The sequence below is a fragment of the Anaerotruncus massiliensis (ex Togo et al. 2026) genome (assembly GCF_030825285.1).
GTDB lineage: Bacteria > Bacillota > Clostridia > Oscillospirales > Ruminococcaceae > Anaerotruncus > Anaerotruncus massiliensis.
In genome coordinates, this window is sequence record NZ_JAPJQF010000005.1 from 55,499 (window position 1) to 70,497 (window position 14,999).

The window sequence follows — 14,999 nt, forward strand, 5'->3', positions numbered from 1 at the left end:
AGGGCGGGGTAAAGCTTTCGGGCCGGGGCGTTAATATTGTATAAAGACGGAAGGCCCGCCGCTGCGTTTGCAGCGGCGGGCCTTCCGGTCGCGGGCGGTCAGGCGTCGGCCTCCGGGCTGTTCACGATGCGGAGCATCCGGTAGCCCACGCCCACGTGGGTCTGGATGTATTTCGGCTGGGAGGGGACCTGTTCGATCTTTTTGCGCAGGGTGGCCATGAAAACCCGCAGCGAGGGGGTGTCGCTCGGCAGGACGTTGCCCCAGATCTCCTTGAGAATCATGTTGTGGGTGAGCACCTTCCCGACATTGTGCGCCAGCAGGCAGAGCAGCTTATATTCGATCGGCGTGAGGTGGACCTCCTCGCCGTCCACATAGGCGCAGCCCGCGGCATAGTCAATTTTGAGCCCGCCGTTTTCAAAGACGCTGCTCTCCGCTCCCGGCCGCGCGCTGTCGTACCGGATGCGCCGTAGCGCCACCCGCACGCGGGCAAGCAGCTCGTCGGCGGAGAACGGCTTGGTCAGGTAGTCGTCCGCCCCCGCGTCGAGGGCGCTGATCTTGTCGCGGTCCTCGCTGCGCGCGCTCACCACGATGATCGGCAGGCTGCTCCAGCCGCGCACCTTTTTGATGATCTCCACCCCGTCCATATCGGGCAGGCCGAGGTCGAGGATCATGATGTCCGGATGGCCGGACACCGCCTGCATCAGCGCGGACGCACCCGTCTCGGCGGTCAGGTAGTCGTAGCCCTGCGTCTCCAGCGTGGTGGCGATCAGGTTCCGGACCGCCTTATCGTCCTCGACCACGAGGATGGAAGTCTTATTCATGGCAGTTCACCTCTTCAGCTTGCAGTGTAAAGGAAAATACGGTGCCGTGCGGGAGGTTGTCCCGCACCGTGATCGTCCCGCCGTGGGCGGTTATGATCGATTTGCAGAGCGAAAGCCCCAGCCCCAGCCCGCGGCGGCTGTCTCCCCCGCGCTTATGCTGCGCGGTGTAGAACATCTGGAAGAGCTTCTCCTTGGCCTCGTCGGGGATGCCCCCGCCGTCGTCCGCAATCTCCACCCGGACCATCTCCCCCTCCCGCCGGGCCGAGATCGTAATCCGGCTTCCGGCCGGGGTGTATTTGACGGCGTTGTTCACGATGTTGATGATCACCTGGATGATCAGCCGGGAATCCATCCGCGCCATCAGCAGGTCGTCCTCCTGCACGGTGGCGATCGTATGCTCGCAGCTCCGGCGGCTCAGGTGCAGGAGCGCCTCCCCGATCACCTCGTCGAGCAGCTCGGGCTCCATGCGGATGTTCATCGTGCCGTTTTCGATCCGCGTCACCGACAGCAGGTTCTCCACAAGGTTGATCAGCCACATCGCGTCGTCGTAGATGTCGGTGTAGAGCTGGTGCTTTTTTTCCTCGCCGAGCTTTTCCGCGCTGCCCATCAGGATGCCGGCGTTGCCGGATATGCTCGTCAGCGGGGTGCGCAGGTCGTGGGAGATCGCGCGCAGCAGGTTGGCGCGCAGCTGTTCCTGCTCCACCTGCATGGAAATCCGCTTCTTCTGCTCGGCCTCCCGCATCTTCTCCAGCGCGAGGGCGAATTCGCCCAGCATCGCGATCAGGATGTTGCGGTCGAAGACGTCGAGCGGCGCGCCGTCGTCCATCGCGATGCCCACCACCGCGAAGACGGTGTCGTGGTTGCGCACCGCGAGGTAGAGGCATTTGGAACCGGGCAGCGTGTCGGTCGTCGCACCCGCGTGCTTGTTGTTGCGGTAGACCCAGTGGGCCACCGCGCGCTCGTCCGCCGCCGTATACCGGGCGGTATCCCCCTGTGCGCCGGGCGCGGTCCAGACGCCCGGCTCCCCGGGACCCGCCGCGTCGAGCGGATAGAGGAGCACCGTCTTGTTCAGCAGGCGGATGAGCTGGCCCGCCATCTGCTCAAACGCCTCCCGTTCGGTCTCGGCGCGCAGGAGCTTCTGGCTCGTTTCCAAAAGGACCTCGGTGCGGTAGGCCTTCATCGCGGCCTGCCGCGCCTGGCTGCGAACCCGCATCGTCAGCGTGCTGGTCAGGAAGGAGGCCGTGAACATGACGCCGAAGGTGACGTAGTAGCCGGGGTCGTTGAAGCGGAAGGTGAGATAGGGGGCCGTAAACAGGTAGTTGAAGGCGAGCACGCTGAGCAGCGAGGCGGCCGCGCCGTAAATCCTGCTGCGGGTGCACATCGCGACGAAGAGCACGCCGAGGATATAGACGGTAATAATGTTCGCCTCGCGGAAGTTCCAGCGGGAAAAGAGCATGGAAATCAGGGAGGCGGCCGCGAGGATCCCGGCGGTCTTGAGGGTGTCCGCACCCGAAAGCCCGGCGGACAGCTTCCGCCAGCGGCGCGCGGCGGTGTAGGGCGGGGCGTTGTCGGGGATGATGTGGATGTCGATGTTGGGCGCAAGCACGGTCAGCCGTTCCACCAGGTTCTGGCGGCGGGCGAAGAGGCCCTTCCGGTTGTTCGAGCGGCCGATGACGATCTTCGAGACGCCGCTCACCTTGGCGTACTCCGCGATCTGCGCCGGGATGTCCTCTCCATAGACGGTGGCGATGTGCGCGCCGAGCTGCTCGGCCAGCCGCAGGTTTTCCCGCAGGCGGCCGCGGTTTTCCCCGTCCAGCTCGGCGGTACCGGGCGTCTCGACGAAGAGGGCGGTGAAGCTGCCGTGGAACGCCCCCGCCATGCGGGCCGCGGTGCGGATGACCTTGGCGTTGGAAGGGGAGCTCGACAGGCAGATGAGGATGTGTTCCTCGGTGTAATAGTCGGCGCCCAGCGGTTTGCCGCGCTCCGCGATGCGGTTCACCCGGTCGGCGGTGCGGCGCAGCGCGATCTCCCGCAGGGCCACGAGGTTCTCCCGCGTGAAGAAATGCCCGAGCGCCCGGTGCGCCTGGTCGGACGCGTAGATCTTCCCCTCCGACAGCCGCTCGATCAGGTCGTCCGGCTCGATGTCCACGAGCTTGACCTGGTCGGCGGAGTCAAAGACGCTGTCGGGCACCCGTTCCCGCACGATCACCCCGGTGATCGAGGCCACGATGTCGTTGAGGCTTTCGATGTGCTGGACGTTCACCGTCGTGTAGACGTCGACGCCCGCCTTGAGAAGCTCCTCGATGTCCTGGTACCGCTTGCGGTGGCGGCAGCCCTCGGCGTTCGTATGGGCCAGCTCATCCACCAGGATGAGCTGTGGGCGCCGCGCGATCGCGCCGTCGAGGTCGAACTCCCGCAGCGCGACCCCCTTGTAGGAGAGGGTGAGCGGCGGCAGCCGCTCGAGCCCGTCGAGCAGCCCGAGCGTGGCGGGCCGGGTGTGCGGCTCGATATAGCCCGCCACCACGTCCACGCCCGCGTCCTTCGCGGCGTGCGCGGCTTCGAGCATCGCGTAGGTCTTGCCGACCCCCGCGGCATACCCGAAAAAGATTTTGAGGCGGCCCCGGCTTTCTTTGGGCTTCTCCCCCTTGATCCGGGTGAGGAGCTGGTCGGGGTCGAGGCGCTGTTCGTCCATTTCCGCGCACCTCCGTTTCCTTCCCCAGTTTACCACAAAGATCGTTAGAAGAACATTACGATATCCGCGCCCGATGTAAAGATTCCGTTAAGATTCCATTAAGGGCCCTTCCGTTTACGGAACCTTAACGCCGGCCCCCCAAAGCCTAACGCCGCGTTTACGGCGTCCGTGCTATAAATAGAGCGTTGAGCAAAACACCCCAACACGAAAGAAAGAGGTGACCAACGCAATGAGTGCCGTAATCGCCGCCATCGGCGCCGCATCGGTCCTGATGCTCGCTTATCTGGTTTATATCCTGTTTAGAGGTGATGAAAAATGACCAACCACATCCTGCAATATGTCCTTTATCTTTTGATCCTGGTTCTGCTGGCCGTCCCGCTGGGCAAATATATGTACCACGTCATGACCGGCGAAAGGACCTTCCTCTCCCCCCTGCTGCGGCCGGTCGAAAAGGGGCTCTGCAAACTCATGCGCGTCGACCCGGCCCAGGAGATGACCTGGAAGCAGTACGCGCTGGCCGCCGTGATGTTCAGCGCCTTCGGATTTCTCTTCCTGCTCCTTCTCAATCTCTTCCAGGGCGTTCTGCCCCTCAACCCCGAAGGACTGCCCGGCTGCTCGTGGCATCTCTCCTTCAACACGGCGGCCTCCTTCGTGACCAATACCAACTGGCAGTCCTACTCGGGGGAGAGCACCCTCTCCTACCTCACGCAGACGCTCGGGCTGACAGTGCAGAACTTCGTCTCGGCCGCGACGGGAATCGCTGTGATGTTCGCACTCATCCGGGGGTTCACGCGGGTGAAATCCACCGGGCTCGGCAGCTTCTGGGCCGACCTTGTGCGGGTGACCTCCTACATCCTCATCCCGCTGTCCATCGTGGTCGCGCTCGTCATCGCCTCCCAGGGCGTCGTACAGACGTTCTCGCCCTATGACACCGTCGATCTGCTCCAGCCGGTTGTGCTGGAGGACGGCGCCGCCGTTACCCGGCAGGTCGTCCCGCTCGGCCCAGCCGCCAGCCAGATCGCGATCAAACAGCTGGGAACCAACGGCGGCGGCTTCTTCGGGGTCAACTCGGCGCACCCCTTTGAAAACCCGAACGCGCTTTCCAACCTCTTCGAGATGATCTCCCTGCTGCTCATCCCGGTGGCCTGCTGCTTCACCTTCGGGTACGGCGTCCGGGACAAACGCCAGGGACGCGCGCTCTTTTTGGCGATGCTCATCCTGCTGGTGGCCTTCCTCGGCATCGCAGCGGCCTCGGAGGCGGGCGCCACGCCGCAGCTCGCGCAGGAGGGCGCGGTGGACGTCTCCGCGTCCGGCGCGCAGGCGGGCGGCAACATGGAGGGCAAGGAGTCCCGCTTCGGCATCGCGGCCTCCACAACATGGGGCGTCTTCACGACCGCGGCCTCCAACGGCTCGGTCAACTCGATGCACGACAGCTACACCCCCTTCGGCGGCATGGTGGAGATGCTCCAGATGGAGCTCGGCGAGGTCGTCTTCGGCGGCGTCGGCTGCGGTCTCTACGGCATGGTCGGCTTTGCCATTCTCACCGTCTTCATCGCCGGGCTGATGGTCGGGCGCACGCCCGAATACCTCGGCAAAAAGATCGAGCCGCGCGAGATGAAGATGGCGGTGCTCGTCTGTCTGGCCACCCCCGTCGCCATCCTGATCGGCACCGGGCTTGCCGCCGCGCTGCCCGCCACCGCCGATTCCCTCAACAACGCCGGCGCGCACGGCTTCTCCGAAATCCTCTACACCTACTCGTCGGCCGGCGGGAACAACGGCTCCGCCTTCGCGGGCTTCAATGCGAACACCCCCTTCCTGAACGTCTCGATCGGCCTCGTGATGCTCTTTGTGCGGTTCGTGCCGCTCATCGCGACGCTCGCGATCGCGGGCTCCCTCGCGGGCAAAAAGAAGGTCGCGGAGAGCGCCGGGACCCTGCCCACCCACAACGCCCTCTTCATCGGGCTGCTGATCTTCGTGGTCCTGCTCGTCGGCGCGCTGAGCTTCTTCCCGGCGCTCGCGCTCGGGCCCATCGCGGAGTTCTTCCAGATGATTGCTTAAAGGAGTGAACCTCATGAATCAAAAAAAGACGGCCTTTGTCACAAAGGAGCTGATGCTCCGGGCGGTGAAGGACTCCTTCGTCAAGCTGGCCCCCAAGACCCAGCTGCGCAACCCGGTCATGTTCCTCGTCTATGTCTCGGCGGTCCTGACCACCGCCCTCTATGTCTGCTCCCTCTTCGGGGTAGCGGACGCGCGCCCCGGCTTTATCCTCGCCGTGGCGGTCATCCTCTGGTTCACCGTCCTCTTCGCCGACTTCGCCGAGGCGATCGCCGAAGGGCGCGGCAAGGCGCAGGCCGACGCGCTGCGCGCCGCCAGACAGGACGTGACCGCCAACAAAATCCCCTCCCCCGACCGTCGGGACGAGATCACCCGCGTCAAGAGCGCCTGCCTCCGGAAGGGCGACCTCGTCCTCGTCGGCGTGGGCGAACAGATCCCCGCCGACGGCGAGGTGATCGACGGCGCGGCGTCGGTCGACGAAAGCGCGATCACCGGCGAATCCGCGCCGGTCATCCGCGAATCGGGCGGCGACCGCAGCGCGGTCACCGGCGGCACCACCGTCACCTCCGACCAGCTCGTCATCCGCGTCACAAGCGAGGCGGGCGAGAGCTTTCTGGACAAGATGATCGCGATGGTCGAGGGCGCCTCCCGCAAGAAGACCCCCAACGAGATCGCGCTGCAGATCCTGCTCGTCGCTTTGACGATCATCTTCCTGCTCGTCACCGTCTCCCTCTATCCCTTTTCCGCCTTCTCCGCCGGCCAGGCCGGGATGGTCAATCCCACCTCGGTGACCGCGCTGGCCGCCCTGCTCGTCTGCCTCGCGCCCACCACGATCGGCGCGCTGCTCTCCGCAATCGGCATCGCGGGCATGAGCCGCCTCAACCAGGCCAACGTCCTCGCGATGAGCGGCCGCTCGATCGAGGCGGCGGGCGACGTGGATACCCTGCTGCTCGACAAGACGGGCACCATCACCCTCGGCAACCGGCAGGCTTACGAGTTGATCCCCGTCGACGGCACCGACATCCACGAGCTGGCCGACGCGGCGCAGCTCTCCTCACTCGCCGACGAGACTCCCGAGGGGCGCAGCGTCGTTGTGCTCGCCAAGGAGCAGTTCGGCCTGCGCGGGCGGAACCTCGGCGGCCTGCACGCCAGCTTCATCCCCTTCACCGCCAAGACCCGGATGAGCGGCGTGGACTACGCCGGCAACGAAATCCGCAAGGGCGCGGCCGAGGCGGTCAGGGCCTACGTCGCCGGGCAGGGCGGCGCCTACTCCAAACAGTGCGAGGAGGCCGTTGAGCAGATCGCCCGCCAGGGCGGCACCCCCCTCGTCGTCGCCAAAAACGGGCGGGTGCTCGGCGTCATCCACCTCAAGGACATCATCAAGCAGGGGGTCAGGGAGAAGTTCGCCGACCTGCGCAAAATGGGCATCCGCACCGTCATGATCACCGGCGACAACCCCCTCACCGCCTCCGCCATCGCGGCGGAGGCCGGGGTGGACGACTTTCTTGCCGAGGCCACCCCGGAGGGCAAGCTGCAGATGATCCGGGACCTGCAGGCCAAAGGACACCTCGTCGCAATGACGGGCGACGGCACCAACGACGCGCCCGCGCTCGCGCAGGCGGACGTGGCCGTCGCGATGAACACCGGCACGCAGGCGGCCAAGGAGGCGGGCAACATGGTCGACCTCGACTCGTCGCCGACCAAGCTGATCGACATCGTGCGCATCGGCAAGCAGCTCCTCATGACCCGCGGCAGCCTGACCACCTTCTCGATCGCCAACGACGTGGCCAAGTACTTCGCCATCCTGCCCGCCCTCTTCATGGGGCTCTACCCCGGGCTTTCCGCCCTCAACATCATGGGCCTGCACAGCGCCGAAAGCGCCATCCTCTCGGCGATCATCTACAACGCGCTCATCATCGTGGCGCTCATCCCGCTGGCCCTCCGGGGCGTCCGCTACCGGGAGGTGCCTGCCGCGAAGCTGCTCTCCCGCAACCTCGTCGTCTACGGCCTCGGCGGTATCATCGCCCCGTTTATCGCCATCAAACTGATCGACATGCTGCTCGTCCTCTTCGGGCTCGTGCTCTAAAGAAAGGCGGTTATCACATGAAAACCCTGAAAGAATATACGGTCAAGGCGCTTGTGGTCTGCGTGGCGCTCACCATTCTCTGCGGCGTCGTCTACCCGCTCGCCGTCACCGGGATCTGTCAGCTCGCCTTCCCCAAGCAGGCGAACGGCAGCATCATCGAGATCGACGGGAAAAAGTACGGCAGCGCCCTGCTTGCGCAGGAATTTACCGGCGACGAGTATCTCTGGGGCCGCGTGATGGTCCTCAACACCGGCGCCTTCCACGATGATGACGGCAGCCCGCTCTTATACGCGGGCCCCTCCAACAAAAGTCCCGCGAGCGCGGAATACGGGCGGATGATCGCCGAGCGGGTCGAAAAAATCCGCGCCGCCCATCCCGAGCGCGCGGACGAACCCATCCCGGTGGACCTCGTGACCGGTTCCGGCTCGGGGCTTGACCCGCACATCTCCCCCGCCGCGGCCGAATATCAGGTGGAGCGGGTCGCGCGGGCGCGCGGCGTCACCGCCGATGAGGTGCGCGCGGTGATCGCGGAATACACCGACGGGCGGCTGCTCGGCGTATTCGGGGAGCCTACCGTCAACGTGCTCGAGGTGAACCTCGCCCTCGACGGGATTTTAAAGTAAGATTCTCAAATGATAAGGCCCGCCGCAACTGCGGCGGGCCTTATCATGTTCCTTTTCGCCGCTATTAAAAAGCCGGCAACCCATTTAAAGGACCGCTTCCGCGAAGCCGCCGCTCTCACGCAGCGACCCGTCGGGCATCACCCACAGCGCCTCGGTGTCCTCCATCCCCTCCACGAGCGCCAGTCCCTCCTCATAGGGCATGTTGTAGAGCGCCGTCGACAGCGCGTCCGCCGCCCCCGAGTCGGGCGTCAACACGCTCACCGCCGTATAATAAGCGGCGGGCATGAGCGTCTCCGGGTCGATGATGTGGTGGTAGGTCTTTCCGTCCACCGTGTAATACCGCTGGTAGCTGCCGCTCGTCACAAGCGAGCGGTCCCGAAGCCCCACCGTGCAGAGGAACTGCGGGCCGCCCTCCCCCATGCCGGGGTTCTGCACTCCCACCTTCCAGGGGGATCCGCGCCCGTCCATGCTCCCGATCGCGCGCACGTTGCCGCCCACGCTCACAAGCAGGCTTTCGATCCCCTTTTCCTCCGCCGCCCGGCAGGCCCGCTCGACCGCGTAGCCCTTGGCGACCGCCCCCACGTCGAGGCGCATCTCCGGGTCCGCGAGATAGACGGTCGAGGCCGCCTCGTCGATCACGACCTTGTCGATATCGGTGTGCGCCGCCGCCTCCCGCAGCTTTTCCATCGGCGGCAGCTTGGCGGAAAGCGGGTCGTCGATCCCCCGTTCCCGGTAGTCGTGCCAGATGGACAACACGCTCCCGAACGCGACGTTCACCCTCCCGCCCGTGAAGGCGTAGAGCTCCTTCGCCTCAAGCAGCAGGTCGATCACCGGGCGCTCCACCACGACCGGCGCGACGCCCGCGCGGTCGTTGATCGTCTTGATGTTGTGGATGCCCTCGTAGTCGTTATAGATGTCGTAGAGCCGGTGGTAGCGTTCCAGCTCGTCGTGAATGAACTGCGCCTCCTCGGTAAACGCCGCCTTGTCGTCGGTATAGCCGACGATCGTCGTCACCGTATCGAAGAGGGTCAAAAAGGTCGCCTCATACCGCGGCGTCTCCGCCTCCGGCCGCCCGCAGGCGGGCAGCGCCGCCAGCAGCAGCGCGAGCAGGCATGCCGTCCATTTCCTCATCCGTTTGCACTCCCGAAAAAGGAAGGGACGGTTCCCGTCCCTTCCTTTTCATTTTATTCCGTTCAGCCCGCGTTTTCCGCGGCCTTCTGGAGGATCGTGTTAAAGTCGCCGATGCCGATCGTCACCGAGGCGGCCAGCTCCGCGTCCGTCGGGGAGCCGTGGTCGTTCACCGCCAGACCGGAAAGCTCCGCCGGGGTCTTGCCCAGCGCGTACTGCGCGTAGTTCTCCGCCTGCTGGTACCACTCCAGCCCGATCCCAGAGGCCACCTTCATGCCGTAGGCCTCCTTGAGCTCGTTCTTCGTCTGCGGCGCGACCGTCAGATCGGTTGTGATCTTTCCGGTCCGATCAAAGTTCACGTTGCTCTGCGAGCCGTCGAGGATGCAGCTCGTGATCCGGCCGTCCGGCCCAAACGTCGCCGCCGTGTACATCGAGTAGGCCTGCGCCAGGCCGTCCTCGTCCCCCGCGTCGGTGGATTTCGACATGTTCGTCTCGATCCCGAGGCCGAGCCTGTCGCCCGCCTTCGCGCCCATCGGCTTCGCGTTCTCGACCGCCTTCTCCACCGTCTCGAGCCAGCCGCCGACCGACATCGTCACCGACGACGCAAGCTCCGCGTCGCCCGCGTGCCCGTCCTCCGTCACCGCGATGCCTCTCAATTCATCCAGCGTCTTGCCCGTCACGTAGGCGGCCAGCGCGTCCGCCTGCTCGTTCCACTCCCTGCCGATGCCGGAGGCCTTCTTCATGCCGTAGTCTTCCTTCAGCTCCTGCTTGGTCCGGAACATCGTGTCCGTTCCGACGAGCAGCTTCCCCTCCTTCGAGAAGGGGATCTTCGCCTGCACCCCGTCGATCTTGCAGTCGACGATGCGGCCGTCCGCGTCGACGAGCACCGCCACGACGTTCGAGTCCGCCTGTGCGAGGCCGTCCTCATCGCCCGCGTCCTTCGAACTGCCCACCGAGTTGATCACCGCCAGCCCGGTCATAAGGCCGCCCTCGCTCAGGGAGGCGGCGCCCGCGTTTTCCGCGGCCTTCTGGAGGATCGCGTTGAAGTCGCCGATGCCGATCGTCACCGAGGCGGCCAGCTCCGCGTCCGTCGGGGAGCCGTGGTCGTTCACCGCCAGACCGGAAAGCTCCGCCGGGGTCTTGCCCAGCGCGTACTGCGCGTAGTTCTCCGCCTGCTGGTACCACTCCAGCCCGATCCCAGAGGCCACCTTCATGCCGTAGGCCTCCTTGAGCTCGTTCTTCGTCTGCGGCGCGACCGTCAGATCGGTTGTGATCTTTCCGGTCCGATCAAAGTTCACGTTGCTCTGCGAGCCGTCGAGGATGCAGCTCGTGATCCGGCCGTCCGGCCCAAACGTCGCCGCCGTGTACATCGAGTAGGCCTGCGCCAGGCCGTCCTCGTCCCCCGCGTCGGTGGATTTCGACATGTTCGTCTCGATCCCGAGGCCGAGCCTGTCGCCCGCCTTCGCGCCCATCGGCTTCGCGTTCTCGACCGCCTTCTCCACCGTCTCGAGCCAGCCGCCGACCGACATCGTCACCGACGACGCAAGCTCCGCGTCGCCCGCGTGCCCGTCCTCCGTCACCGCGATGCCTCTCAATTCATCCAGCGTCTTGCCCGTCACGTAGGCGGCCAGCGCGTCCGCCTGCTCGTTCCACTCCCTGCCGATGCCGGAGGCCTTCTTCATGCCGTAGTCTTCCTTCAGCTCCTGCTTGGTCCGGAACATCGTGTCCGTTCCGACGAGCAGCTTCCCCTCCTTCGAGAAGGGGATCTTCGCCTGCACCCCGTCGATCTTGCAGTCGACGATGCGGCCGTCCGCGTCGACGAGCACCGCCACGACGTTCGAGTCCGCCTGCGCGAGACCGTCCTCGTCGCCCGCGTCCTTCGAGCTGCCCACCGAGTTGATCACCGCCAGTCCGGTCGAAAGCTCCGCGCCCGCCGGGACCTGCACCGGATTCTCCGGGGCGGGGTTCTCCTGCGGCTGCTGGGCCCCGCCCTCGGACGAAGCCTGCGGTCCGAAGGGGGAATACCCCTTCGGCAGATTGGAACTGCATCCCGCCAGCAGCGAAGCCGCCAAAGCGAGGCTGAGCGCCGTCGCAAAAAATCGTTTCATATCGATCCTCCTTTGATCGTCATCGGCCGGGCTTCGCCGCCGGCTGTAGCTTGAGGCCGTAAAATGCCCTGTCCAGTATCTCCGTGAGCCGCCGCCGCTTCTCCTCGGGAGCGCCGAGCTCCCCGAGCAGCTTGGCCGCGCGGTCGTAATAGCGTTTGGAAAGCCGGCGCGCGTCGTCGAGCCCGCCGCTCGCGCGGACCCGTTCGTCCACCTCGGCGCGCGCGAGTTTCCCTCTCCGCGCGCGCTCGAGAAAGGCCGGGTCCTGTTCGAACGCCCGGATGAGCGGCAGCGTGACGACCCCCTGCTCGTAGTCCGACTGCACCGGCTTTTTGGCGGTCGCCTCGTCCGATTCAAAATCGATGCAGTCGTCGGTGAGCTGGAAGATCATGCCGATCTGCCGCCCGAGCCGCGCGTACCGGCGGATGAGCCGCTCCTCCTCTGTAAAGAAGAGCGCGCCCGCGTAAAACGCCGCCTCAAAGAGGGCGGCCGTCTTGCCCCCGATGATCTTGAGGTAGCGGTAGGCGGTCAGCTCGAGGTTGCCGTTATTGAGGTGCTGGCCCAGCTCTCCGAGGCAGATGCGCCCCACATAGTCGGGCAGCCGCAGGTCAAGGTAGCGTTCCCGGTCGCCCACCTGCGCCGCGAGCCGCAGGGAAGCGGCGAGCAGATAGTCGCCGCAGATGACCGCCGTGCGCCTGCCGTACATGCGCTGGAGGGTGGGGATGCCGCGCCGCAGATCGGCGTCGTCGATGACGTCGTCGTGCACGAGCGTCGCGAGGTGGAGCATCTCGACGGCGGCGGCCAGCTCCGCCGCGTCGGCGGGAATCCCGCCGTCCTCCCCCTGTGCGCAGGCGAGCAGGGCGGCGGCGCGGATCATCTTGCCCCGCGCGCCCGCGAGGTGCGCGGTATAGCTGCGGATCAGACCCGGCGAGCCGGTGAGGGCCCCGTCGATGCGTTCCTTCACCGCCTCGAACGCCGCGTCAAATCCGGGGTAGCAGGCGGCCCGGGGGCGCGCCTGATTTTGTGTCGCGTCAATCATTGTAGAGATACCACTTTCTGACAAACCTGACGTTTTTCCAGTGTTTTTTAAGGGCGGGCATGACGTAGTAGTCGAGGCCCAGCGTCCTGCCGCCGCCGATGAGTACCGCGATCGCGGCGAAAATCATCCAGAAGGTGTTGAGGTAGAGCCCCGTCGTGGTGACGAACATGAACTGCAGCACGAGCGAGGCGGCGGAGGCCGGGAAGTTGAAGAGGCCGCCGATCAGCGCGAGGCCGATGAGGATCTCAAGCACCACGATGGTGATCTGCATGAACATCTGCATCCCGTCGCTGGCAAGCACCACATGGTCGACGAACCAGTTGATGAAGGGGATGTCGATCTTGAAGGCGTAGTCCGCCAGCGTGGAATGGGCCAGGTCGGTGCCGCTGACAAGCGTCACGTCCATAAATCCGAGCAGCCGGTAGCTGAACACCGCCACGCCGCTGGCCACCGCCTCGCCGACCTCGGCGGTCGCGGTGGCGACCGCGTCGACGGCCCCGGAGGTCGCGCCCGCGACCGCGTTGACCATATCGGTCACGTTGCGCGCGCCCGCGGCGGAGAGGATCTTGTTGAAGAAGCCGGTCGCGCCGCTGAAGAAGCCGGTGAGCTGCGGGGTCTGCATCCAGCCCTCGACGATCTTCATGACGCCCTCGAACACCCAGCAGACGCCCAGCCAGACGCGCAGCGGCACGAGCAAAAAGCTCGGGGTGCGGTTGGAAAAATGCCCGCCCACAAAGCTGCGGCAGTTGCGGATGGTGAAGAACTCGTGCCTCAAATAGCTGATGACCTTGTTCCAGCCGAGCACCTGCACGAAGTAGACGACGTTGATGAAATGCTTGGTAAACATCGCCAAGAAGGAGGGCAGGCAGATCATGTGGTTGGGGGTGCCCACCTGCGCGACGCCGTACCTGCCGCCGACCGACACCATGACCCCGTGGAACTTGGGGCGGTAGTCCTCCAGCTCCCCCTGCCCGGTGAGCTGCACCGTCAGGTTGTGGGCAATCGTGTCGGCGCTCTGCTCGCAGTTTTCGACCATCTGCGGGACGGGGTTCTCCTCCCCCTCGGGGACGTACATGATGTTGTCGCCCGCGATGAACACGTCCTCGTGGTCGATTGCGCGCAGGTATTTGTCGGTGACGACCCGGCCGCGGCGGGCGGTCTGGAGGGCCTTGGCCGCCTCGGAGACGATGTCGCTCGACTCGATGCCCGCCGTCCAGATGACGGTGCCCGCCTGGTGGCACTCGACGGCGTCCCCCTGCTTGAGCTCGATGTAGTCCTTGCCGATGCCCGCGACGCCGGTTCCGAGCATGACCTGCACGCCCATCTTCGTGAGCCTGCGCTCCACCTTGTCGGAGAGCTTCTTCGGCAGGATGGGCACCGTGCGGTCGAGCACGTCGACGTCGAACATCGACACCTCGTCCCGGTCGATCTCGAATTTCTCGCAGAGCAGCGGCACCAGCTCGGCCAGCTCGCCCGCCATCTCGACGCCGGTGAAGCCCGCGCCGACCACATAGAAGGTCAGCAGCCTGCGGCGCTCGGCCGGGTCGGTCTCGCGCGCGGCGCGGCGGAAGACGTGGAGCAGGTGCTCGCGCAGGACGACCGCGTCGTCGTAGGACCACAGGGTATAGGAGATCTCCTCCGCGCCCGGCACGCCGAAGAAGGTCGGCTTGGAGCCGGTCGCGAGGATGAGATAGTCGTAGGGGTAGGTGCCCACGCGCCCTTCGAGCACCTTGCCGTCAAAATCGATCGAGGTGACCGTGTCAAGCACCACATGTACGCTGCGCCCCGCGAAGACCCGTTCGAGGCTGATCTTGATGCTGTCCTCATCCACGCGGTGGGCGGCGACCTCGTGCAGCTCGGTGTACATGGTGTGGAAGGGGTTTTTGTCGATGACGGTGATCTGCACGTCCTCCTGTTTTTTCAGCCGTTTCGCCAGTTTTTTGGCGGTCAGGACGCCCGCGTAGCCCGCGCCGACAATGACAATGTTTTTCAATGCTTTCATCTCCTAAATGTGAACTCCGCCAGTTCGCTCCCGGCGTGAAATCATTTGCGCTCGTTCGTTTCGCCGTCCGGGGGCATCCCCGCCGCGGCCTTCAGCAGGAAGATCTCCTCGACCGTTTCGATCAGCCGGATCGCCCGCTGGTCGACGATCTTGTAGACCATGCTCTGTCCCTGTTTGTCGCACTCAACAATCCGGTTGGCCCGCAGCAGCGTCAGGTGCTGGGAGAGCGCCGACTGGGTGATCCCCTTGAGGCGCTTGTGCAGCTGCCCGACGTTCATGGGGCCGGTCATCAAATGGCAGAGGATGACCATGCGGTTTTCGTTCGCCAGCAGCGCGCAGAGCGCCGCCGCGTCCTTCGCTGGATTCGCCATTGATTCCCCCCCGTTTTTCGTGTATAATATTAAGGAAATTAGTAATTAAGCAATTTCTAATATAATTATATCTTTGG

The 14,999-nt window shown here is 65.1% G+C and carries 10 protein-coding genes; 3 read left to right on the plus strand and 7 right to left on the minus strand.

Annotation, left to right across the window (positions count from 1 at the left end; translation table 11 throughout):
- Positions 1-98: 98 nt before the first annotated feature.
- Positions 99-821 (minus strand): response regulator, encoded by a 723-nt coding sequence (locus RCI06_RS03440; protein ID WP_101551978.1) that lies wholly within the window; start codon positions 819-821, stop codon positions 99-101.
- Positions 814-3,513 carry a sensor histidine kinase KdpD gene (locus tag RCI06_RS03445; protein ID WP_306574270.1) on the minus strand — a complete coding sequence of 900 codons (2,700 nt, stop codon included), beginning with the start codon at positions 3,511-3,513 and terminating at the stop codon, positions 814-816. The genes RCI06_RS03440 and RCI06_RS03445 overlap by 8 nt, the downstream gene beginning before the upstream one ends.
- A 315-nt stretch (positions 3,514-3,828) precedes the next feature.
- Between RCI06_RS03445 and kdpA the strand changes: the two genes are divergently transcribed.
- The 3 genes from kdpA to kdpC are packed head-to-tail and all read left to right on the plus strand — an operon-like array spanning position 3,829 to position 8,277.
- Positions 3,829-5,571, plus strand: a complete 1,743-nt coding sequence (kdpA, locus tag RCI06_RS03450) for a potassium-transporting ATPase subunit KdpA (RefSeq protein WP_306574273.1) — start codon at positions 3,829-3,831, stop codon at positions 5,569-5,571.
- 13 nt (positions 5,572-5,584) lie between these two features.
- Positions 5,585-7,654, plus strand: coding sequence for a potassium-transporting ATPase subunit KdpB (gene kdpB / locus RCI06_RS03455; RefSeq protein ID WP_276870766.1), 2,070 nt, complete (start codon positions 5,585-5,587; stop codon positions 7,652-7,654).
- Positions 7,655-7,671: 17 nt separating this feature from the next.
- The gene (gene kdpC / locus RCI06_RS03460) at positions 7,672-8,277 is read left to right on the plus strand and encodes a potassium-transporting ATPase subunit KdpC (protein WP_306574276.1); all 606 of its coding nucleotides are present in this window, start codon (positions 7,672-7,674) and stop codon (positions 8,275-8,277) included.
- An 84-nt stretch (positions 8,278-8,361) separates the two neighbouring features.
- Here kdpC and RCI06_RS03465 read toward each other — a convergent pair whose 3' ends face one another.
- The 5 genes from RCI06_RS03465 to RCI06_RS03485 form a co-directional block, all read right to left on the minus strand.
- Positions 8,362-9,408, minus strand: coding sequence for an FAD:protein FMN transferase (locus RCI06_RS03465; protein ID WP_306574278.1), 1,047 nt, complete (start codon positions 9,406-9,408; stop codon positions 8,362-8,364).
- 62 nt (positions 9,409-9,470) lie between these two features.
- Entirely contained in the window at positions 9,471-11,513 is a 2,043-nt protein-coding gene (locus RCI06_RS03470; RefSeq protein ID WP_306574281.1) for a hypothetical protein, read from the minus strand.
- Positions 11,514-11,532: 19 nt separating this feature from the next.
- Positions 11,533-12,549 (minus strand): polyprenyl synthetase family protein, encoded by a 1,017-nt coding sequence (locus RCI06_RS03475; protein WP_306574284.1) that lies wholly within the window; start codon positions 12,547-12,549, stop codon positions 11,533-11,535.
- Positions 12,542-14,542, minus strand: a complete 2,001-nt coding sequence (locus RCI06_RS03480) for an NAD(P)/FAD-dependent oxidoreductase (protein ID WP_373690840.1) — start codon at positions 14,540-14,542, stop codon at positions 12,542-12,544. Before RCI06_RS03480 ends, RCI06_RS03475 begins: the two co-directional genes overlap by 8 nt.
- Positions 14,543-14,592: 50 nt before the next feature.
- Complete coding sequence (locus RCI06_RS03485; RefSeq protein ID WP_242970865.1) at positions 14,593-14,922, minus strand: helix-turn-helix transcriptional regulator; 330 nt, start codon at positions 14,920-14,922, stop codon at positions 14,593-14,595.
- Positions 14,923-14,999 lie beyond the last annotated feature (77 nt).